This is a genomic window from Stenotrophomonas maltophilia, from assembly GCF_013464915.1.
Lineage (GTDB): Bacteria > Pseudomonadota > Gammaproteobacteria > Xanthomonadales > Xanthomonadaceae > Stenotrophomonas > Stenotrophomonas maltophilia_AT.
The window spans coordinates 25,576-44,951 of the sequence record NZ_RAVT01000048.1; the positions used below are offsets into that span (position 1 = coordinate 25,576).

Annotated in this window: 20 protein-coding genes; 12 read left to right on the plus strand and 8 right to left on the minus strand. The window is 67.5% G+C overall.

Annotated features, from left to right (window positions below; translation table 11 throughout):
• Positions 1–64: 64 nt before the first annotated feature.
• The 3 genes from D7T59_RS16315 (at position 65) to D7T59_RS16325 (ending at position 2,938) form a co-directional block, all read left to right on the plus strand.
• The gene (locus D7T59_RS16315) at positions 65–709 is read left to right on the plus strand and encodes an arylesterase (protein WP_164139159.1); all 645 of its coding nucleotides are present in this window, start codon (positions 65–67) and stop codon (positions 707–709) included.
• A gap of 87 nt (positions 710–796) precedes the next feature.
• Positions 797–1,510, plus strand: coding sequence for a response regulator transcription factor (locus D7T59_RS16320; RefSeq protein WP_002811889.1), 714 nt, complete (start codon positions 797–799; stop codon positions 1,508–1,510).
• 156 nt (positions 1,511–1,666) lie between these two features.
• On the plus strand, positions 1,667–2,938 hold the full coding sequence (locus D7T59_RS16325) for a sensor histidine kinase (protein ID WP_180852876.1): 1,272 nt from the start codon (positions 1,667–1,669) through the stop codon (positions 2,936–2,938).
• A 231-nt stretch (positions 2,939–3,169) separates the two neighbouring features.
• Here D7T59_RS16325 and D7T59_RS16330 read toward each other — a convergent pair whose 3' ends face one another.
• On the minus strand, positions 3,170–3,871 hold the full coding sequence (locus D7T59_RS16330) for an SGNH/GDSL hydrolase family protein (protein ID WP_180852877.1): 702 nt from the start codon (positions 3,869–3,871) through the stop codon (positions 3,170–3,172).
• Between the two features lie 213 nt (positions 3,872–4,084).
• Between D7T59_RS16330 and D7T59_RS16335 the strand changes: the two genes are divergently transcribed.
• The 9 genes from D7T59_RS16335 to D7T59_RS16375 all read left to right on the plus strand — a co-directional run bounded on the left by D7T59_RS16335 (position 4,085) and on the right by D7T59_RS16375 (position 11,456).
• Positions 4,085–4,480: a diacylglycerol kinase gene (locus D7T59_RS16335; protein ID WP_106550125.1), complete on the plus strand. Its 396-nt coding sequence runs from the start codon at positions 4,085–4,087 to the stop codon at positions 4,478–4,480.
• A 33-nt stretch (positions 4,481–4,513) separates the two neighbouring features.
• A complete protein-coding gene (locus D7T59_RS16340) occupies positions 4,514–5,263 on the plus strand; it encodes a TerC family protein (protein WP_004144462.1) in 750 nt (249 codons plus the stop codon).
• A 258-nt stretch (positions 5,264–5,521) separates the two neighbouring features.
• A complete protein-coding gene (locus D7T59_RS16345; protein WP_180852878.1) occupies positions 5,522–6,682 on the plus strand; it encodes an MFS transporter in 1,161 nt (386 codons plus the stop codon).
• Positions 6,683–7,226: 544 nt separating this feature from the next.
• On the plus strand, positions 7,227–7,847 hold the full coding sequence (locus D7T59_RS16350) for a LemA family protein (protein WP_005415338.1): 621 nt from the start codon (positions 7,227–7,229) through the stop codon (positions 7,845–7,847).
• A 3-nt stretch (positions 7,848–7,850) separates the two neighbouring features.
• Complete coding sequence (locus D7T59_RS16355) at positions 7,851–8,735, plus strand: TPM domain-containing protein (protein ID WP_180863271.1); 885 nt, start codon at positions 7,851–7,853, stop codon at positions 8,733–8,735.
• Positions 8,735–9,229, plus strand: coding sequence for a TPM domain-containing protein (locus D7T59_RS16360; protein WP_106550120.1), 495 nt, complete (start codon positions 8,735–8,737; stop codon positions 9,227–9,229). The genes D7T59_RS16355 and D7T59_RS16360 overlap by 1 nt, the downstream gene beginning before the upstream one ends.
• A gap of 51 nt (positions 9,230–9,280) precedes the next feature.
• A complete protein-coding gene (gene lgt, locus D7T59_RS16365) occupies positions 9,281–10,168 on the plus strand; it encodes a prolipoprotein diacylglyceryl transferase (protein ID WP_180852882.1) in 888 nt (295 codons plus the stop codon).
• The gene (locus D7T59_RS16370; protein ID WP_180852883.1) at positions 10,165–10,959 is read left to right on the plus strand and encodes a thymidylate synthase; all 795 of its coding nucleotides are present in this window, start codon (positions 10,165–10,167) and stop codon (positions 10,957–10,959) included. Before lgt ends, D7T59_RS16370 begins: the two co-directional genes overlap by 4 nt.
• 5 nt (positions 10,960–10,964) lie before the next feature.
• Entirely contained in the window at positions 10,965–11,456 is a 492-nt protein-coding gene (locus tag D7T59_RS16375; RefSeq protein ID WP_164139502.1) for a dihydrofolate reductase, read from the plus strand.
• A gap of 126 nt (positions 11,457–11,582) precedes the next feature.
• Here the strand turns inward: D7T59_RS16375 and D7T59_RS16380 are convergent, their stop codons facing one another.
• The 7 genes from D7T59_RS16380 to lptD are packed head-to-tail and all read right to left on the minus strand — an operon-like array spanning position 11,583 to position 19,293.
• On the minus strand, positions 11,583–12,230 hold the full coding sequence (locus tag D7T59_RS16380) for a DUF1287 domain-containing protein (protein ID WP_180852884.1): 648 nt from the start codon (positions 12,228–12,230) through the stop codon (positions 11,583–11,585).
• A complete protein-coding gene (locus tag D7T59_RS16385; RefSeq protein WP_180852885.1) occupies positions 12,227–13,255 on the minus strand; it encodes a symmetrical bis(5'-nucleosyl)-tetraphosphatase in 1,029 nt (342 codons plus the stop codon). Before D7T59_RS16385 ends, D7T59_RS16380 begins: the two co-directional genes overlap by 4 nt.
• Before the next feature lie 15 nt (positions 13,256–13,270).
• The gene (apaG, locus tag D7T59_RS16390; RefSeq protein WP_005412297.1) at positions 13,271–13,654 is read right to left on the minus strand and encodes a Co2+/Mg2+ efflux protein ApaG; all 384 of its coding nucleotides are present in this window, start codon (positions 13,652–13,654) and stop codon (positions 13,271–13,273) included.
• Between the two features lie 13 nt (positions 13,655–13,667).
• Positions 13,668–14,471: a 16S rRNA (adenine(1518)-N(6)/adenine(1519)-N(6))-dimethyltransferase RsmA gene (gene rsmA / locus D7T59_RS16395; protein ID WP_164138964.1), complete on the minus strand. Its 804-nt coding sequence runs from the start codon at positions 14,469–14,471 to the stop codon at positions 13,668–13,670.
• On the minus strand, positions 14,468–15,448 hold the full coding sequence (gene pdxA, locus D7T59_RS16400) for a 4-hydroxythreonine-4-phosphate dehydrogenase PdxA (protein WP_164138965.1): 981 nt from the start codon (positions 15,446–15,448) through the stop codon (positions 14,468–14,470). The genes rsmA and pdxA overlap by 4 nt, the downstream gene beginning before the upstream one ends.
• Before the next feature lie 3 nt (positions 15,449–15,451).
• Positions 15,452–16,795 carry a peptidylprolyl isomerase gene (locus tag D7T59_RS16405; RefSeq protein WP_099552754.1) on the minus strand — a complete coding sequence of 448 codons (1,344 nt, stop codon included), beginning with the start codon at positions 16,793–16,795 and terminating at the stop codon, positions 15,452–15,454.
• Positions 16,792–19,293 (minus strand): LPS-assembly protein LptD, encoded by a 2,502-nt coding sequence (gene lptD / locus D7T59_RS16410; protein WP_180852886.1) that lies wholly within the window; start codon positions 19,291–19,293, stop codon positions 16,792–16,794. Before lptD ends, D7T59_RS16405 begins: the two co-directional genes overlap by 4 nt.
• Between the last annotated feature and the right edge of the window lie 83 nt (positions 19,294–19,376).

Genomic DNA, 19,376 nt, shown 5'->3' on the forward strand with positions numbered 1-19,376 from the left:
CCTGGTCGACGGCGATGGCGACGGGCGCGCTGCGGGGGGACAGGCTGTCGATGAGGAGACTCCAATGCGCAAGACGGGATGGAGCCGGCGAGCCGGCGCGATGATGGTGCTGCTGCTAGCGTTCCTGCTGTTGCCGGGGCTGGCCTGTGCCAAAGGTCCGGCCGGCACCGTGCTGGTACTCGGCGACAGCCTCAGTGCTGCCCACAATATCCCCGCCGACGCCGGCTGGGTCAGCCTGCTGCAGCAGCGGGTCAGGCAGCAGTCGAAAACGCCGGCGCGCATCGTCAACGCCAGCATGAGCGGCGAGACCACCGCCGGCGCGCTGACCCGGCTGCCGGGCCTGCTGGCCAAGGAAAAACCGACCGTGGTGGTGATTGCCTTGGGCGGCAACGACGCGCTGCGCGGGCTGACCCCGGCGCAGGTGCAGGGCAATCTGGAAAAAATGGTGCAGGCCAGCCAGAAGGCCGGTGCCAAGGTGCTGCTGCTGGGCATCGACGTACCGCCCAACTACGGGCCGGCCTACCGGCAGCGCCTGGCGGCGGCCTACAAGGCGCTGGCCACGCAGTACAAGGTGCCGCTGCTGCCGTTCCTGCTTGAGGGTGTGGCCCTGCAGCCGGGCATGATGCAGGCCGACGGCCTGCACCCGACCGCGCAGGCGCAGCCGAAGGTGCTGGACAACGTCTGGCCGCTGCTCAGGCCGCTGCTCTGAACCGTTTGATTCCCTCTTGACGGAACTTCACATCGCGTCCACCGTCGATCCGGCATGTTTCACAAAGCTGAAGTTAGAGGGAATCACATGCGTCAGACGAAGGAGACCTCCGGCTTGGTGCTGGTGGTCGAAGACAACCGCAACATCTCCGAGATGATCGGGGAATACCTGGAAGGTCGCGGCTTCGAAGTCGACTATGCACAGGACGGCCTGGATGGCTACCGCCTTGCGGCGGAAAACAGCTATGACGTCGTGGTGCTCGACCTGATGTTGCCGCGCCTGGATGGCATCGAAGTGTGCCGTCGCCTGCGCAACGATGCGCGCAAGTCCACCCCGGTGCTGATGCTCACGGCACGCGACACGCTGGACGACAAGCTCACCGGCCTGGGTTTCGGTGCCGATGACTACCTGACCAAGCCGTTCGCGATCCAGGAGCTGGAAGCCCGCCTGCGCGCGCTGATCCGCCGCGAACGTCGCCAGGTGGGTTCGGAAGTGCTGAAGGTCGCCGACCTGGTGCTCGATCCGGTCAGCATGCGTGCGACCCGTGCCGGCACCGAGCTGCAGCTTTCGCCGATCGGCCTGCGCCTGCTGACCATCCTGATGCGCGAATCGCCGCGCGTGGTCACCCGCCAGGAGATCGAGCGCGAGATCTGGGGCAATGGCCTTCCGGATTCGGACACGCTGCGCAGCCACCTGTACAACCTGCGCAAGATCATCGACAAGCCGTTCGACCGTCCGCTGCTGCACACCGTGCAGAGTGCCGGCTACCGCATTGCCGACATCGCCCAGCCAATGGCCTGAGCAGGATACTCGCCGGTGCAGTGGCAGGCCCGGCCGGGTTGTGGCCACGTACGAGGGCAGGGCATGACCGGCCGGCGTTGTCGCCGGTCATCGCCCATGCACCCGCACGGCGTGGCGCGCTGCCTATAATCGCAGCGCTCTGACCGGGACCCCGCAATGCCGCACGGCCTGCCGCGCAAGATCCGTATCGCCTTCATCCTGCAGGCAGTGCTGGCCAGCCTGGGCATCCTGCTGGGTGCGTGGCTGGTCTCGCTGGTGATCAAGCACAGCCTGGTGGGCGCTGCCCTGCGCGAGGAGGCGGCCTATTACTGGACGCTGCACGAAGCGTCGCCGGTGCAGCCGCCGCCCAATACCCAGAACATCCGCGGCTACCTGCTGGAAAGCGGGCAGTCTGCACTGTCGTTGCCGGCCAACCTGCGCAACCTGGAGCCCGGCTTCCACGAACTGCCCAAGGACGACCAGCTGGTGCTGGTCGACGTGCGCCCGGCCGGCCGCCTGTACCTGGTATTCCTGCGCTCGCGCGCGGAGATGCTGGCGTTCTGGTTCGGCATCGTACCGGTGCTGCTGACCCTGCTGGCGGTGTATGGCGCCAGCTGGGTGACCTATCGCGCGTCCAAGCGCCTGGTATCGCCGGTGAACTGGCTGGCGCGGCGCGTCTCGCGCTGGGACCCGGGTCATCCGGAGGCGGCCGACCTGGAGCCCAACAAGCTGCCCGCCGACATGCAGGGCGAGACCCGGCAGCTGGCGGCCGCGCTGCATTCGCTGGCCAACCGGGTCAGCGCGCATGTGGCGCGCGAGCGCAATTTCACCCGCGACGCCAGCCACGAACTGCGCACACCGCTGACCGTCATCCGCGTGGCCAGCGACATGGCGCTGGGCGATGACAGCCTGGAGCCGCGCCTGCGCCGCAGCCTGCAGCGCATCCAGCGTGCCGGCCGCGACATGGAAGCGGTGATCGATGCGTTCCTGATCCTGGCCCGTGAGGCCGACGTCGAACCGCAGATCGAGCTGTTCGACGTCAATGACATCGTCCGCTATGAAGTGGACAACGCCAACGAACTGCTGGGGTCTCGCCCGGTGTCGGTGCACCTGCACAGTGATGGTCCGGTGCAGCTGCATGCGCCGCCGCGGGTGCTGCAGGTAGTGGTCAGCAACCTGGTGCGCAATGCGTGCAGCTACACCGACGAAGGGCGCATCGACGTGCATGTGCACAACGATCGGGTGGTGGTGCGCGATACCGGCATCGGCATGTCTCCCGAAGCGCTGTCACGGGCGTTCGAGCCGTTCTACCGCGCCGAACCCAGCCGCCCCCAGGGCACCGGCCTGGGCCTGTCGATCGTGCGCCGTCTGTGCGACCGCTTCGGCTGGAAGGTCAGCCTGGCCAGCGAGCCGGGCCAGGGCACCGAAGCCACGGTGATCTTCCGGTAGAGGGCTTTTGCCGGGCTGCGCCCGGCACCCGCCGAGGCGACATCAACATCAAAAGCGGGCATTCCGTGAAATGGCGGGGCGGTGTGGGTTTGCAGGACACGCCGTAAACCCGTCCATGGGGGCTCGATGGCGCCATCCATGGCGCCAACGGTCCTGCAAACCCACACCGCCCCGCCTTCGACAGTTTCCCGCGATCCGCAGTAGATCCACGCCATGCGTGGACGGGGTTGCTCAGTTGCACTTCACCTTCGGCGCCAGCGCCTTGGTCCAGATCGCATAGCCGGCCGGGGTCATGTGCAGCATGTCCTCGCGGAACAGCTTCGCATCCGGCTGGCCGTCGGCACCCAGCATCGGCGTGTAGATGTCGGTGAAACCGGTGTTGGGCAGCCTGGCCAGCGCGGCCCTGATCAGCGTGTTGGCCTCGTTGATCGCCGGCAGAAGGTGCGCACGCGACGGGCTCGGCTTGATCGACAGGTATTCAACCTTGGTCTTCGGCAGGTCGCGGTGCACGCGCTTCACGAAGGCGACCACGTCGTCGCGCACCTGGGTCGCGGTGCGGCCGCTGTTGAGGTCGTTGTCACCGGCGTAGAAGAACACCTTGCACGGCGCATACGGCACCACGATCTGGCCGGCATACCAGGTGCTGTCACGCACTTCCGAACCGCCGAAACCGCGGTTGAACACCGGCTGGCCGGGGAAGTCGGTGGCCAGGCTCTCCCAGAAGCGGATGGAGGAGCTGCCGATGAATTCGATGCCACCGCGCGGCGGCGGGGTGGCCTGGTCGGCGCTGGCGAAGCGCGCCATGTCGCCGGCCCAGGCCACGTTGGAGACCTGTTCGGGCACCCGGGGCGACGTGGCCGGGCCCAGGGCCTGCGCCAGCGGTGCGACGGTCAGCAGGCCCAGCATCAGCAGGCAGGTACGGCGACGGGACATCAGGCGCTCCAGCAGGGAAGGGGAGGGTCATCATAGGAGCACGGCACGGCATGGCGCTTTCCCCGGGCAGGCCATTCGCCCGGACTGCCGAGGGTATGGGGGGCAGCCTTGTGGCAAAATGGCGGCCATCTGCCTATTCCTGTGCACCCATGATTCCCTGCCGTGCGTCTGAGCGGTCGCTGCGCCGCGCCCCTGTTGCTGGATGTTCCACCCGTGGCTGACCAGTTCGGCCACCTGCCCCGCGGCCCGCGCCGCATCTTCCAGGCCGCCCGCTGGTCCTGGCAGGGCCTGCGCGCCGCCTGGCTGCACGAATCCTCGTTCCGGCTGGAGGTCTACCTGCTGATCCTGCTGACCCCGGTCGCGATCTGGCTGGGGCAGACGCCGGTCGAGCGTGCGCTGATGATCGGTTCGATGCTGCTGGTGCTGGCGATGGAACTTGCCAACTCGGCCATCGAGGCGGTGATCGAACGGTACGGCAGCGAAATCCACGAGCTGGCTGGCCGCGCCAAGGACATGGGCTCGGCGGCGGTGTTCGTGCTGATGATGAACGTGCTGCTGTGCTGGGCCCTGGTCGTGGTTCCGCACGCGCTGGCCGGCAGCTACGGCTGAAACCCCATTCCCCCACTGCCTTGAAGAGTTTCCATGTCCTTTGAGTTCCTCGCCGACCCCAACGCCTGGGTGACCCTGTTCACCCTCAGCGCGCTGGAAATCGTGCTCGGCATCGACAACCTGGTGTTCATTTCCATCGCGGTCAGCAAGCTGCCGGAAGAACGCCGCCCGTTCGCGCGCAAGCTCGGCATCGCGGTGGCCTGCATCACCCGCATCGCGTTGCTGGTGTCGCTGGCCTACCTGGCGCACATGTCGGCCAACCTGTTCACCGTGGCCGGCATGGGCATCTCCATCCGCGACCTGGTGCTGATCGTGGGCGGCCTGTTCCTGATCATCAAGGGCTACATGGAGATCAAGGAACTGATCACCGGTGGCGAAGACGAGAACCCGGCCACCAGCAAGGCGTCCGGTGTATTCGGCATGGTCATCCTGCAGATCGCGATCATCGACATCGTGTTCTCGCTGGACTCGGTGATCACCGCCGTGGGCATCGCCGACCACATCCCGGTGATGGTCGCCGCCATCCTGCTGTCGGTGCTGGTGATGCTGCTGGCCGCCAACCCGCTGGGCCGCTTCATCGATGCCAACCCGACCGTGAAGATGCTGGCGCTGGCCTTCATCCTGCTGATCGGCGCCGTGCTGATCCTGGACGGCCTGGACGTGCACGTGCCCAAGCCCTACATCTACGCCGCGATGGGCTTCTCGGTGCTGGTGGAGTGGCTGAACCTGCTGATGCGCCGCCGCGCACGCGACCACCACGTGCCGGGTGCCGGCGACTGGTAAACGCGTGACCCCGAACCCCCGGCCCTGCCGGGGGTTCTTCGTTGTGGGGCCGCTGCGTTCGCCGGCCATGGCCCGGCGCTACCCGGCGCCGGATTCCCTGGGCATGGCCCAGCCCCGGTTGCGCCGGGCCATGCCCGGCGGGGCAGGCGTGCCCGTCTGTGAACTGGAATCAACAGTGTTTTCCCGGGGCGAGGCTTAATCGCCTGCGGCAAAGCGCGCAGGCTACGCACCTGTCCGTTTCCGCCCCCAGGAACCCCCATGAACTCTAGAGCCGCCCTGCTGGCCCTCTCCGTCGGCGCTTTCGCCATCGGCACCACTGAATTCGCCCCGATGGGCCTGCTGCCGGTCATCGCCGACGGCGTCGGCGTGGGCATTCCCACCGCCGGCATGCTGATCACTGCCTACGCCGTGGGCGTGATGCTGGGCGCACCGGTGATGACCCTGCTGATGGGCCGCTTCGGCAAGCGCACCGCGCTGATGCTGCTGATGTCGATCTTCGTGGTGGGCAACCTGCTGTCCGCGTTGGCGCCGAACTACGGCCTGCTGCTGCTGTCACGCCTGGTCACCAGCCTCAACCACGGTGCCTTCTTCGGCATCGGCGCGGTGGTCGCCGCCAGCCTGGTACCCAAGGACAAGCAGGCTGCTGCCGTCGCCACCATGTTCATGGGCCTGACCATCGCCAACATCGGTGGCGTGCCGCTGGCGACCTGGGTCGGCCAGCAGCTGGGCTGGCGCCTGTCCTTTGCCGGTACTGCGGTGCTGGGCCTGGTCGCGATCACCGCGCTGGGCTTGGCGCTGCCGGCATCGGCGCCGGGACCGCGCCCGGACGTGCGCCGCGAGATGAAGGCCATCCTGCAGCCGCAGGTACTGCTGGCGATGGGCACCACGGTGCTCGGCGCGGGCGCGATGTTCACCCTGTACACCTACGTGGCGCCGGTGCTGACCGAGCTGACCGGTGCCTCCAACGCCTTCATCGCGATGTCGCTGGCGCTGATCGGTATCGGCTTCACGTTCGGCAATGGCATCGGCGGGCGCATGGCCGACTGGTCGCTGGACGGTGCCACGCGCATCCTGCTGGCCGTCCTGGCCATGTTGATGTTCGTGCTGCCGCTGGCCTTCATGAGCCACGCGACTGCGGCGCTGGGTGTACTGCTGTTCGGTGCCGCGACGTTCGCCATCGTGCCGCCGCTGCAGATCCGGGTGATGGAAGCGGCCAGCGAGGCGCCTGGCCTGGCATCGTCGATCAACGTCGGTGCGTTCAACCTGGGCAATGCGCTGGGGGCTGCGCTGGGCGGGGCGGTGATCAGCCTGGGCTTGGGCTACGCGGCCATTCCGGTGGCGGGGGGCCTGCTGGCGGCGGCGGGATTGCTGCTGGCATGGCTGGGGCGTCCGCGCACTGCGGTGGCTGAAGCCTGCTGAGTGATGTGGGGTTCCGGCAGGGCTTGCAGCCCTGCACCCGCCGAGGCCACTGCAACAGCAACAGCAACAGCGTGCATTCCGTGGGTTGGCGGGGTGGGTCCGGTGGCGGGGGACGCCGTAAACCCGTCCATGGGGGCTTGGCCGCGGCATCCATGCCGCGGACACCCCCGCCACCGGACCCACCCCGCCTTCGACAGTTTTCCGCGATCTGTCGCAACGGCGTTCCGCTCTGGTAGGTGTCGACCTTGGTCGACACGAATGCCTGAAGAACCGGCTTTTGCTTTTGATTTTTTCTTTTGATCTTCCCGCGGTGCGCAGGAAACCGTATGAGGCCGGGCGGGTGGGCGTGGCGGGGGTATMCGCGCCATGGATGGCGCGGCTAAGCCTCCAGGGACGGATTCACGGCGTCCCCCGCCATGCCCACCCGCCCGGACTACTCAGGCGATCCATGAGCATGGCCACCGCGGAGGGGGCCGCGCCCGATGGCCGGTCTTTCACCCCAACCATGGCATGCTCGGCGCCAAGCCCACCCGGAATCTTCGCCATGCGCCTGTTCACCCGCGTCCTGCCCCTGATGCTGCTGGCTTCACTGCTCTCCGGCTGTGGCTACAACGCCATCCAGCAGAAGGATGAGGCGGTCAAGGCCAGCTGGTCCGAAGTGCTCAACCAGTACAAGCGCCGCGCCGATCTGGTGCCCAACCTGGTACAGACCGTCAAGGGCTTCGCCAGCCAGGAAGAGCGCGTGCTGACCGAAGTCACCAACGCCCGCTCGCGGGTTGGCCAGATCAATGTCAACGCCGATGACGAAGCCTCGCTGAAGCAGTTCCAGCAGGCCCAGGGCGAACTCGGCAGTGCGCTGTCGCGACTGCTGGTGGTCACCGAGAACTACCCGGTGCTGAAGTCGGACCAGAACTTCCGCGACCTGCAGGCGCAGCTGGAAGGCACCGAAAACCGCATTACGGTTGCGCGTGGCCGCTACATCCAGCAGGTGCAGGACTACAACACCTACATCCGTTCGTTCCCGCAGGTGATCACCGCCAAGATCTTCGGCTACAAGACCAAGCCGAACTTCACCGTGGACAACGAAGCGCAGATCTCCAACGCACCGGCGGTCGATTTCGGCAACGCGCCGCAGCAGCAGCCGGCACCGCAGCCGGGCCACTGACCGATGCGCCTGGCCACTGCGCTGCTGGCCCTGCTGCTGTGGCTGCCGCTGGCGTCGCAGGCGCAGCAGCTGGCGCCGATTCCGGCGCTGGACTCGCCCGTGGTCGATACCACCGGCACGCTGGATGCCACGCAGAAGCAGGCGCTGGTGCAGCAGGCGCTGGACCTTCAGCAGCGCAAGGGCAGCCAGCTGCAGGTGCTGGTGGTGCCCACGACCCAACCGGAAGACATCGCGCAGTACACCACGCGGGTCTTCGACCAGTGGCAGATCGGCCGCAAGGGCGTGGATGACGGCGTGCTGCTGGTGGTGGCCAAGGACGACCGGCGCGTGCGCATTGAACCAGGTTACGGCCTGGAGGGAGCGATTCCCGATGCCATCGCCAACCGGGTCATCCAGGAATACCTGGTGCCGCGTTTCCGTGCCGGCGACTACGCCGGCGGCATCACCGATGCCACGGCCGTGCTGGTGAAGATCGTCGATGGTGAAGCACTGCCTGCGCCGATCAGCAGCCAGCGTGGCCGCGAGCCCGAGGGTGGGGGCGATACCTGGTTCCTGGCGCTGTTCATCGGCGTGTTCGCCGGCAGCATCCTGCGCGGCGTGTTCTCGCGGGTGCCGCGACCGCTGCGTGGCCTGCTCGGTGGTGCCGGTGCAGCACTGGCGGCGTTCCTGTTCACCTCCACGCTGCTGGCCAGTGGCCTGGCCGGCGTTGTGGGCTTGGTCGTTGCCATGCTCTCCGGTCACCCGGGCCGCTTTGCCGGTGGCGGCGGCTGGGGTGGTGGCAGCTGGGGCGGCGGAGGCGGCTTCGGTGGCGGTGGTGGATTCGGCGGCGGCGGCTGGGGCGGGGGTGGTGGCCGTTCCGGCGGTGGCGGTGCTTCGGGGGGCTGGTGATGATCCAACGACTGTGTCGTCATGTATTTTCGCCGTCGGTACGGCGTGCGTTCCCGCCGGCCACGCTGCAGGCGATCACCGAGGCCATCGCGGCCGGTGAGCAGCGCCACGGCGGCCAGGTGATGTTCGCGGTGGAAGCGGACCTGCCGCTGGCCGCGCTGTGGCACAAGGTCACCCCGCGCCAGGCTGCCGAACATGCCTTCGCGCGCCTGCGCACCTGGGATACCACCCACAACAATGGCGTGCTGATCTACCTGCTGCTGGCCGACCACGCCATCGAGATTGTCGCCGACCGGGGCCTGCATGGGCGGGTCAGCCCGGCGCAGTGGCAGCGGGTCTGCACCCATCTGCGCGAGGGACTGCGCGGTTCCAACCCGGTGGAAGCGCTGCAGGATGCGATCGATGAGGTCTCCAGCCTGGTGGAAGGGCACTTTCCGGCCTCGACGCGGTCGAACGATGACGCGTTGCCGAACTCGCCCCAGCTCCTTGGTTGAGCCGGGGCGGCACTGGCCCGAGAATAGGCGTTCAACCGCAAGGCACCTTCCATGATCTATTTCCACGACATCGACCCCATCGCCCTCTCGCTGGGGCCGATCAAGGTGCATTGGTACGGCATCATGTACCTGCTCGGCTTCACCGCCGCCTGGCTGCTGGGCCGCAGGCGCATCGCCGCCGGTCGCCTGCCGGGCGTCGATGCCAATGGCTTCTCCGACCTGCTGTTCTACGCCATGCTCGGCGTGGTGCTGGGCGGGCGCATCGGCTACATGCTGTTCTACGCGCTGGGCGATTTCCTGCACAACCCGCTGCTGCTGTTCAAGGTGTGGGATGGCGGCATGAGTTTCCACGGCGGCCTGCTGGGCGTGCTGGGCGCCTGCTGGTGGTGGTCGCGCAAGCACGCGCTGCACTTCTTCGACACCATGGATTTCATGGCGCCGCTGGTGCCGCTGGGCCTGGGCTTCGGCCGCATCGGCAACTTCATCGGCGCCGAGCTGTGGGGCAAGTACACCGACGGTACGTGGGGCGTGGTGTTCCCGTCCGGCCTGCCGGCGCCGCTGAACCAGCTGGACCACGCGACCCTGCAGGCGCAGTTCGCCACTGGCGCGCTGAACCAGTTCGCGCGCCATCCGTCGCAGCTGTATGAAGCCTTCCTGGAAGGCCTGGTGATGTTCGTGGTGCTGTGGGCCGTGTCGGCCAAGCCGCGCCACCGCTACCTGGTGGGTGGCCTGTTCGCGCTGATGTACGGCCTGTTCCGCTTCGCGGTGGAGTTCGTGCGCATGCCCGACAACGGCGTCTACGTGGCCTTCGACTGGCTGACCCGTGGCCAGATCCTCAGCCTGCCGCTGATCGCCTTCGGCCTGGTGCTGCTGGCGATGTCGCGCCGTGCGCCGGTGCTGCAGCCGCAGCTGCCGGTGGCTGCCGAGGGCAAGGCATGAAGGCCTACCTGGACCTGCTGTCGCACGTGCTGGAACACGGTGCGGAGAAGAGCGACCGCACCGGTACCGGCACCCGCAGCGTGTTCGGCTGGCAGATGCGGTTTGACCTGGCCGACGGCTTCCCGCTGGTCACCACCAAGAAGCTGCACCTGCGCTCGATCATCCACGAACTGCTGTGGTTCCTGAAGGGCGACACCAACATCGGCTACCTGAAGGACAACCAGGTCCGTATCTGGGACGAGTGGGCCGACGACAACGGCGATCTCGGCCCGGTATACGGCAAGCAGTGGCGCAGCTGGGCCACCGCCGATGGCCGCGAGATCGACCAGATGCAGTGGCTGGTGGACGAGATCAAACGCAACCCCGATTCGCGGCGGCTGGTGGTCAGCGCCTGGAACGTGGGCGAGCTCTCGCAGATGGCGCTGATGCCGTGCCACAACCTGTTCCAGTTCTACGTGGTCGATGGCAAGCTCAGCTGCCAGCTGTACCAGCGCAGCGGCGACATCTTCCTCGGCGTGCCGTTCAACATCGCCAGCTACGCGCTGCTGACCCACATGGTGGCGCAGGCCACCGGCCTGGGCGTGGGCGATTTCGTGCATACGCTGGGCGATGCGCACCTGTATTCGAATCACTTCGAGCAGGCCCGCGAGCAGCTGTCGCGTGAACCGCGCGCGCTGCCGAAGCTGTGGTTGAACCCGGAGGTGAGCGACCTGTTCGGCTTCCAGTTCGACGACATCCGCATCGACGGCTACGACCCGCACCCGGCCATCAAGGCGCCGGTGGCGGTATGAGGGCCATGAAGCTCTCGATGATCGTGGCGCTGGACCGTAACCGTGGCATCGGCCAGGGCAATGCCATGCCCTGGCATCTGCCGGACGACTTCAAGCACTTCAAGGCGCTCACGCTGGGCAAGCCGATCCTGATGGGGCGCAAGACGGCCGAGTCGATCGGCCGCGTGCTGCCGGGGCGGACCAACCTGGTGCTGACCCGCAGCGGCCAGGTGCCGTTCGCGGGCATGCGCGCAGTGGCGACGCTGGACGACGCCAAGGCGATCGCCGAAGGCGAGGGCGCCAGCGAGCTGTGCATCATCGGCGGTGGCGAGATCTTCCGTCAGCTGCTCGACCAGGCCAGTGACCTGTACCTGACCTGGGTCGATGCCGAAGTCCCTGCCGATACCCACTTCCCCGAGGTGGATGCGCAGGACTGGCAGGAAGTGAGCAGCGAGCCGCACCCGGCCGATGAGCGCCACGCCTACGCGTTCCGCTTCGTGCACTACGTGCGCCGGTGATCGCGGAAATGCCAACGAAAACACCGACGGGGTAGAGTCGACTGTTAGTCGACTATCGCGCGCAGCGCGGGGTTTTCAGGGGGGCCAGGAGCAGTCGACTAACAGTCGACTCTACCGGGACTGCCGCTACGGCATCCGGTAATGCCCGATGATGGTGTGCCGGAACAGCAGGTTCTCTTCGCGCGTGCCGCGCGCGATGTTGTGCAGCACCAGTGGCGTGCCATCGGCCAGCCGTCGGTCGGAGACGATGCCCACGTGCAGCAGGCCGTTGCCGTTGAGCTTCCAGGCGACGATGTCGCCGGCCGCGTAGTCGGCGGCGGCGGCCGTGATCGGCTGCTGCCAGCCCTGGCGTTCGAACCAGCGCATCAGGTTCGGTACGCGACGATGATCGATGTTGCGGTCCGGCCGTGACAGGCCCCAGATCGCTGGATAGGCACTGAAATTCCCGCGCATGTCCTCATGCACGCGTGCCTGCAGGTCCAGCCCCTGGCTGCGCAGCGCGCGCACCACCACATCGGTGCAGACGCCGCGATCAACCGGGACATCTCCACCGGGATAGGCCAGCACCTGATAGGCAGGGTCGTAGCGGGTGGTGACGCCGATCTGCGCGCGCGCCGCAGCCACCAGTGGCGGCGAAGGCGCCTGCGGTTGCGCCGGCGTGGCTGCGGTGTTCTCCGCGGCCGTGGGAGCAGGAGCCGAACCGGGCTGGCAGCCGCCGGCCAGAGCCAGCGTCAGCAGCAGCACCCTCCATGGTGCCCGGCCCACCCACGTCATGTCTGCGGCGCTGCGCCGTTGTTGCCAGGACCGGCGGAGCCACCACCACCACCACCGCCACCACGACGGCGACGACGACGGGGGCCGCGGTTGCCGGGGTTTGCCGCGGGCGTGCTGCCGCTGCCCTGTTCCTTGCCCGGCGCCGAAGCGGCGGAGCGCTCGTGCGCCGGTCGTGCCGGCGGGCGTGCGTTGGGCACCGGTGCCGGTACATCGCGGCCCGGCACCTGTACAACACGCAGTTCATCGGTATCGAGCTGGATCGCCGTAAGCTTGCCGCCCCACACCGCGCCGGTGTCGATGGCGTGCACGCCCTGGGTGATGGTCAGGCCCAGCGCCGACCAGTGGCCGCACACGACCTTGAGGTCGCGCTCGACCCGGCCCGGCACTTCGAACCACGGGTACAGCCCCTGTTCCTGGGTGCCCGGCGTGCCCTTGTCCTCGATGCCGATGCGCCCACGCGGGGTGCAGTAGCGCATGCGGGTGAGCACGTTGATGATCGCGCGCGAGCGGTCGTAGCCGGACAGGTTCGGTGCCCAGCTCGGCTTGTCGCCGTACATGTTGCGGAACAGCTTGCGGTATCCGGCGCCGTGCAGCTGTGCCTCGACTTCGGCGGCATGCTTCTCGGCCATCTGCGTGGTCCACTTCGGCGCCAGGCCGGCGTGCACCATCATCCAGCCCAGCTCGCGGTCCACGTGCACCAGCTTCTGCAGGCGTAGCCAGTCCAGCAGCTCGTCGCGGTCCTCGGCCTGCACGATGCGCAGCAGGTCCGGGTTGACCTTGCGCTGTTCCTCTTCGGTGCGCGCACCGACGGCCAGCAGCGAAAGGTCGTGGTTGCCCAGCACCACCACGCTGTGCTCGCGCAGCGAGTGGACCAGCCGCAGTGTTTCCAGTGACTGGCCACCGCGGTTCACCAGGTCGCCGCAGAACCACAGGGTGTCCTGCGCCGGATCGAAGCGGATCTTCTCCAGCAGTCGCTGGGTGACGTCATAGCAGCCCTGCAGGTCGCCGATCGCCCACACACTCATCGTTCGGCCTCCGTGTCAGTGCAGGGTACGCGGGATGGCCAGCACGAAAGGTGCGACCGGCGCGGCAAATTCGGTGCCGTCGTCGGCGACCATGTCGTAGTGGCCCTGCATGGTCCCGTGATCGGTCCCCAGCATGACACCGGACGTGTAATGGAAGTCTTCACCGGGGCGCAGGCGCGGCTGCTCGCCGATCACCCCGTCGCCATCGACATGCTCGACGCGGCCGTTGGCATCGGTGATGCGCCAGTGGCGTGCGACCAGGCGCGCGGCAACACGCCCCTGGTTGTGGATGCGGATCGTGTAGGCGAACGCATAGCGCCCGTCTTCCGGCGCGGATTGATCGTCGAGGAAGCGCGGTGCGACTTCGACGGAGATGGCATAAACGTCAGCGTCTTCCATACCGGCAGTGTAATCAGGAGGCATTGGCCAAAGCGATGAATTCAGCCACATCCAGCTGTTCGGCGCGGGCATCGGGGCGCACGCCGGCGGCCACGAACTGCTCGGCCGTCACGACGTTGTTGAGCGCATTGCGCAGGGTCTTGCGGCGCTGGCCGAAGGCGGCCTTGACCACCTCGGCGAAGCGCTTGTGATCGAGGATGTTGATCGTTGCCGGGTCGCGCGGCACCAGCCGCACCACGGCCGAATCGACCTTCGGCGGCGGCCGGAACGCGCCCGGCGGCACCACGAACAGCGAGGTCACCTGGCAGTACGCCTGCAGCATCACGCTGAGCCGGCCGTACACCTTGCTGCCGGGGCCGGCGGCCATGCGGTCGACCACTTCCTTCTGCAGCATGAAGTGCATGTCGCGGATCACCGCGGCATGTTCCAGAGCATGGAACAGGATCGGCGAGGAGATGTTGTAGGGCAGGTTGCCGACCAGGCGGATCGGCTGGCCGGCGGCCAGCTCGGTGAAGTCCACGCGCAGCACGTCGCGGTGGACGATGGTCAGCTCGCCCAGCGGTTCGGCGGCGGCGGTCAGCGGCGCGATCAGGTCGCGGTCGAACTCGATCACCGTCAGCTTCGGGTGCACGCGCAGCAGCGGCAGGGTGATCGCGCCCTGGCCGGGACCGATCTCGACCAGCCGGTCGCCGTCTTTCGGGTTGACCGCCATCACGATCTTGTCGATGTAGTGGCGATCGGCCAGGAAATGCTGGCCAAGCTGTTTCTTGGCCGGGGCGGTGAACACCGGGCCGGAGGGGGAATGCGGGGAATTCATGCGCTCAGTGTACGTTGCCGCGCAAGCTGCGCACACAACGTCGTTGCCGCCTGCAGGCTGGAAGGATCGGCGATGCCGCGGCCGGCCAGGTCCAGCGCGGTGCCATGGTCCACCGCTACGCGTGGGTAGGGCAGGCCCAGGGTCAGGTTCACCGCCTGCTCGAAGCCCGAGTACTTCAGCACCGGCAGGCCCTGGTCGTGGTACATCGCCAGCACACTGTCGAAGCCGGCCAGCTTGGCCGGCAGGAACGCGGTATCGGCCGGCAGTGGCCCGATCAGGTCCATGCCCTCTGCGCGCAGGCGCTGCATCAGGGGAATGATCAGGTCCAGCTCTTCGCGACCCAGGTGGCCGTCTTCGCCGGCGTGCGGGTTCAGGCCGAGCACGGCGATGCGGGGTGCAGGCAGGCCGAATTCGCGCCGCAGTGCGGCATGCAGGGTGCGCAGGATGTGTTCCAGGCGGGGCGCGGTGATCGCGTCGGCCACCTCGCGCAACGGCAGGTGGGTGGTGGCCAGGGCCACGCGCACGATGGGGTTGGCCAGCATCATCACCACCTTCACCCCGGCCTGGTCGGCCAGCAGTTCGGTGGTGCCGCTGTAGGCGATGCCGCCCTCGTTGATGACCGCCTTGTGCACCGGGCCGGTCACCACGCCGTGCAGTTCGCCGGACAGGCAGGCCTGGCCAGCACCCAGCAGGGCGCCGATGACCGCGCCGGCATTGGCCGGATCGGCACGGCCGAAGTGGCTCGGGGCGGCATTGGCCACCACGCGCAGGCGCAGGTCGCCGGGGACACGCGCTTCGGCATCCTCGGGCAACAGTTGCAGCGGCAGGTTCAGCGCGGCGGCAGCCGCGCGCAGGGTGTCCGGGTCGGCGAAGGCCAGCAGCCGGCAATCTTCACGCGGCTGCTGGACAAGGCGGACGCACAGCTCCGGGCCGATCCCGGCGGGCTCGCCCGGTACCAGAGCGAGCTCGGGGCGCATCGATCAGGACTGCGGCGGCGTGGCGGTGTTTTCCGCGCGGTCACCGCTGCGGAAGCTGACGTAGGCTTCGCCACGCAGTTCCTGCAGGAAGCGGTTGTACTCGTCTTCCAGCTTGCGGCGGCCAATGGTCTCGCGGACCTGGGCCCGCTGGTTGTCGTTGGTCACGTCGGTCTGGCGGGTAGCCACGCGCTGTAGGATGTGCCAACCGGCATCGGTGCGGAACGGCTGGCTGACGCCGCCGTCCTGGATACCGGCCACCTGCTGGCCAAAGGCCGGACCGAACGCATCGGCCGGGAACCAGCCCAGATCGCCGCCCTGGCCCTTGCTGTTGTTGTCCTCGGAGGACTCCTTGGCCACGGTCTCGAAGTCCGCGCCACCTGCAATGCGGGCACGCAGGGTATCGATCTTGGCTTTGGCGGCCGCGTCGGTCTGATGATCGTCCACGCGCACCAGGATGTGGCGGCCGTGGTACTCGGTGACGGTGCTGGCGCCGGCAGCGGCGCTGGCATCGCGCACTTCCACCAGCTTCAGCAGCTGGAAGCCGCTGGGGCCGCGGATCGGGCCGACCACTTCGCCGGGCTTCATCTTTTCCATCATCTGCGCGAACGCCTGCGGGATCTCATCCAGGCTGCGCCAGCCCAGGTCGCCGCCTTCCAGCGCGTTGGGGCTGTCCGAATAGCGCACGGCGGCCGCGTTGAAGTCCAGTTCGCCCTTGTCCAGCAGCGCCTTCACACCGTCGGCCTTCTTCTGGCCGGTGGCGATCTGGTCGGCGTTGGCGCCGTCCGGCAGCGCGACCAGGATGTGTGCCAGGTGATACTGGTTGCCGGCAGTGGCCTGCTGCTTCAGCGCGGCATCGACCTCGCCCTCGCTGACGCTGATGCGGCTCTGCGCGAAGCTCTGGCGCAGGCGCTGCACGGTGATCTCGTCACGCACCGAGGCGCGGAAATCGTTGAAATCGATGCCGTCGTGGGCCAGGCGCTGGCGCAGGGCATCCAGGTTCGAACCGTTCTGCTGGGCGATGGAGTTCATCGCCTGGTTCAGCTCCTGGTCGCCGACACGGATGCCGCTGCCCTGGGCGCGGGCCACCTGCAGCTTGACCAGCACCAGGCGCTCGAGCACCTGGCGGCTGAGCACGTCTTCCGGCGGCAGCTGGTTTTCCCGGCCGGCGTACTGCGCCTTGATGTTGGCGATCGCACGCTGGAGCTCGCTCTGCAGGATCACGTCCTCATCGACGACGGCGGCGATGCGGTCGAGCGGCTGCGCCTCCTGGGCAAGCACCTGCAGGGGGGCGGACACGCTGGACACCGCCAGCAGCGAGGCGAGTAGAACGGGGAAGCGCTTGGTCATGGGATCAGATTCGGATCGTAGTCATCACGGGTCGCTCCGGTGTTGCTGGGCGGCACGAGATAGAGGTCGTCGCGGTTGTAGCCGAGGATAGCACGGCGCAGAGTGCGGTCCGTGTCCTGGCCGATGGAGCTCAGGCCCTTCAGGACGAACTCCACCTGGATGGAGTTGTTCATCTCGCCTTCGCGATTGCGGACATAGCGGCGGCCGACCACACGCACGGCCAGGCAGCAGCTGTCCCACTGGACACCGCCGATGATTTCCAGCGGCTCCTTGTCCTGCAGCGAGTAGTAATAGCGGCCGACCAGGCTCCAGCGCGCATTCAGCGGGTACAGGAACGACAGGTCGGCCTGCTCCAGCAGGGTGCGGTCATGCTTGTTGGCACCCGGCAGGGCACCGGCATTGATGCGGTAGCGGTAGCTCAGGTTGACCACGCCGTCGTTGGGCATCAGGTAACGGGCACGGACGCTGGCCAGATCCTCGCGCTTGTACTTCGGGTCCCACTGGTAGGTGGCGCCCAGGGTCCAGCGGTCGTTGATCATGTAGTTGCCGTCGGCGATCCAGGCCGACTTGCCCTTTTCCACCGGCGCGCCGCCGGGGGTGACGCTCACCCGTGACTCATCGAAGTACTGGATCTGGCCGATCGAGGCCGAGAAACGTTCCTTGCCGGTGGTCTGGTCGATGAAGCGGGTACTCAGCGCCAGGGTCAGCTGGTTGGCGTCGTTCTGGCGGTCGGCGCCGGTATAGCGCGAGTCGCGGAACAGCTGGCCCCAGCTGAAGGTGAAGTCGCGGGTATCGAAGATCGGCAGCTCGTCCTGGTTGCGGTACGGCGTGCGCAAGTAGAACAGGCGCGGTTCCAGGGTCTGCAGGAAGGACTTGCCGCGGATGCTGGTTTCGCGGTCGAAGAACAGGCCGGCATCGATGCTGCCGATCGGCAGGCTGCGGCTGGGCGAGGTATTGCCGCGCAGCTGCTCGGGCGTGGCCGTGTTCGGGTCGATGCCCTGCGAACGCAGGATCTGGGCCTGGATGCCGTTGACGCCGTCGACCAGGCCGCGATCCAGCTGGTAGGCGGTGTAGCGGTAGGCCAGGGTCGGGGTCACATACCAGGCTGCGCCGCTGATCGGGAACGACACATACGGCTTCACGTCCAGTCGCGAACCACCGCTGACACCAACGCCGGAGGTGAGCTGTTGGCCCGTCCGCGTGTACTGCAGATCCTCGCCGGTGCCGACGGCGTTCTTGAAGTTGATGTCGTCGTGGGTGAAGCGCACGGCTTCGGCGTAGATGCCGGTTTCCAGCCATGAGCGGACCGGCTTGTCCCAGTTGAAGTACAGGCGCGGCTGGCGGTTGTAGGGCAGGGCGCGCTCGTCGAGGGTGTAGTCGGTCAGCTGCCAGCGGTCGGCCATGATGCCGGCCGTCCAGTTCGTGCCGGTGCCATACAGGCCCACCGTGCTCTGCAGGTTGGAGGCGGTCACCCCCACCAGGCGGTTGGCGAAATCCTCGACATAGCGCTCGTCGCTGACCCAGGCCAGGTTGGCACGGGCCTGCCAGTGGCTGTCCACGTTGTGGTAGCCGCTGAACATCACCCGGCCGCGGTCACGGTCGCGCAGGCGGTCGTTGGGCATGAACGAGGTCAACACCTCGCCGCGGCCGCCGTTGTAGAGGTAGCGGAACTCGTTGTCGAGCAGCAGGCCGCGCCGGCTCATGTAGCGCGGGGTCAGCGTGTCGTCGTAGTTCGGCGCCAGGTTGAAGTAGATCGGCTGGGCGTAGTCGAAGCCGTTGCGCCCGGACATGCCCAGCTGCGGGAACAGCAGGCCGGTCTTGCGGCGGTCATCGATCGGGAACTTGAAGTACGGCGCCCACAGCACCGGCACCTTGCCGATGCGCAGCACGGCGTTGCGCGCGGTGCCGAAGCCCTCGTCGTTGTCCACTTCGATCTGCGGTGCCGACAGCTTCCACACTGGCTGCGAGGGGTCGCAGGTGGTGTAGGTGGAGCGGTGCATCTGGCCGACCGCACCCTGCAGGTCGACCGATTCGGCATCGCCGTTGCCGCGGCGCGACACCAGCTGGTACTGGATGTCGGTGATCTTGTGGGTGTCGCTTTCCTGGTTGCCCTCGGCACGCTTGGCGACCATCCGGATCGACCCGTCCTGGTAGCGCACATTGCCGTCGGCGATGTAGTTGCCGGTCTCGGTATCGAAGCTGAGCTTGTCGGTACCGACGAACTGGTCGCCACGGCGCAGCGCCACGTTGCCTTCGTACTGCGGCACGGTGGTGGTGCCCAGCAGCTGGTCACCCTCGATGTCGGTCGGCTGCTGCTCGCGCGCGGCGGCGGCGCTGGCCTTGTCCTGGCCGGGGACCGGGGTCGGGGCGTCGGTGAACGCGGGGATGACGTCGGTGGCCGGGCACAGGCCCCAGTTGAGCGGCTTTTCATCGGCCATCACCGGCAGGCTGATGGCGATGCTCAGAGGCAGGGGAAGCAGGCGGAGGGCTCGGCGCACGCGGTTCGGATTCGGGCGAAAACGGACGGTAGCTTGCCCCATCCCTTGCATAGGGGCAATGAAGGGCGCCGGAGGTTGCCGGT

What these genes read in the sequence shown, in the direction of transcription:
- D7T59_RS16375 (WP_164139502.1), top strand. Translation starts at nt 10,965, where the DNA reads ATGAAGCTCTCGATGATCGTGGCGCTGGACCGTAACCGTGGCATCGGC.
- D7T59_RS16330 (WP_180852877.1), bottom strand. Translation starts at nt 3,871, where the DNA reads ATGTCCCGTCGCCGTACCTGCCTGCTGATGCTGGGCCTGCTGACCGTC.
- D7T59_RS16345 (WP_180852878.1), top strand. Translation starts at nt 5,522, where the DNA reads ATGAACTCTAGAGCCGCCCTGCTGGCCCTCTCCGTCGGCGCTTTCGCC.
- D7T59_RS16360 (WP_106550120.1), top strand. Translation starts at nt 8,735, where the DNA reads ATGATCCAACGACTGTGTCGTCATGTATTTTCGCCGTCGGTACGGCGT.
- pdxA (WP_164138965.1), bottom strand. Translation starts at nt 15,448, where the DNA reads ATGCGCCCCGAGCTCGCTCTGGTACCGGGCGAGCCCGCCGGGATCGGC.
- rsmA (WP_164138964.1), bottom strand. Translation starts at nt 14,471, where the DNA reads ATGAATTCCCCGCATTCCCCCTCCGGCCCGGTGTTCACCGCCCCGGCC.
- lgt (WP_180852882.1), top strand. Translation starts at nt 9,281, where the DNA reads ATGATCTATTTCCACGACATCGACCCCATCGCCCTCTCGCTGGGGCCG.
- D7T59_RS16355 (WP_180863271.1), top strand. Translation starts at nt 7,851, where the DNA reads ATGCGCCTGGCCACTGCGCTGCTGGCCCTGCTGCTGTGGCTGCCGCTG.
- D7T59_RS16340 (WP_004144462.1), top strand. Translation starts at nt 4,514, where the DNA reads ATGTCCTTTGAGTTCCTCGCCGACCCCAACGCCTGGGTGACCCTGTTC.
- D7T59_RS16315 (WP_164139159.1), top strand. Translation starts at nt 65, where the DNA reads ATGCGCAAGACGGGATGGAGCCGGCGAGCCGGCGCGATGATGGTGCTG.
- D7T59_RS16380 (WP_180852884.1), bottom strand. Translation starts at nt 12,230, where the DNA reads ATGACGTGGGTGGGCCGGGCACCATGGAGGGTGCTGCTGCTGACGCTG.
- D7T59_RS16325 (WP_180852876.1), top strand. Translation starts at nt 1,667, where the DNA reads ATGCCGCACGGCCTGCCGCGCAAGATCCGTATCGCCTTCATCCTGCAG.
- D7T59_RS16385 (WP_180852885.1), bottom strand. Translation starts at nt 13,255, where the DNA reads ATGAGTGTGTGGGCGATCGGCGACCTGCAGGGCTGCTATGACGTCACC.
- D7T59_RS16320 (WP_002811889.1), top strand. Translation starts at nt 797, where the DNA reads ATGCGTCAGACGAAGGAGACCTCCGGCTTGGTGCTGGTGGTCGAAGAC.
- D7T59_RS16370 (WP_180852883.1), top strand. Translation starts at nt 10,165, where the DNA reads ATGAAGGCCTACCTGGACCTGCTGTCGCACGTGCTGGAACACGGTGCG.
- D7T59_RS16350 (WP_005415338.1), top strand. Translation starts at nt 7,227, where the DNA reads ATGCGCCTGTTCACCCGCGTCCTGCCCCTGATGCTGCTGGCTTCACTG.
- apaG (WP_005412297.1), bottom strand. Translation starts at nt 13,654, where the DNA reads ATGGAAGACGCTGACGTTTATGCCATCTCCGTCGAAGTCGCACCGCGC.
- D7T59_RS16405 (WP_099552754.1), bottom strand. Translation starts at nt 16,795, where the DNA reads ATGACCAAGCGCTTCCCCGTTCTACTCGCCTCGCTGCTGGCGGTGTCC.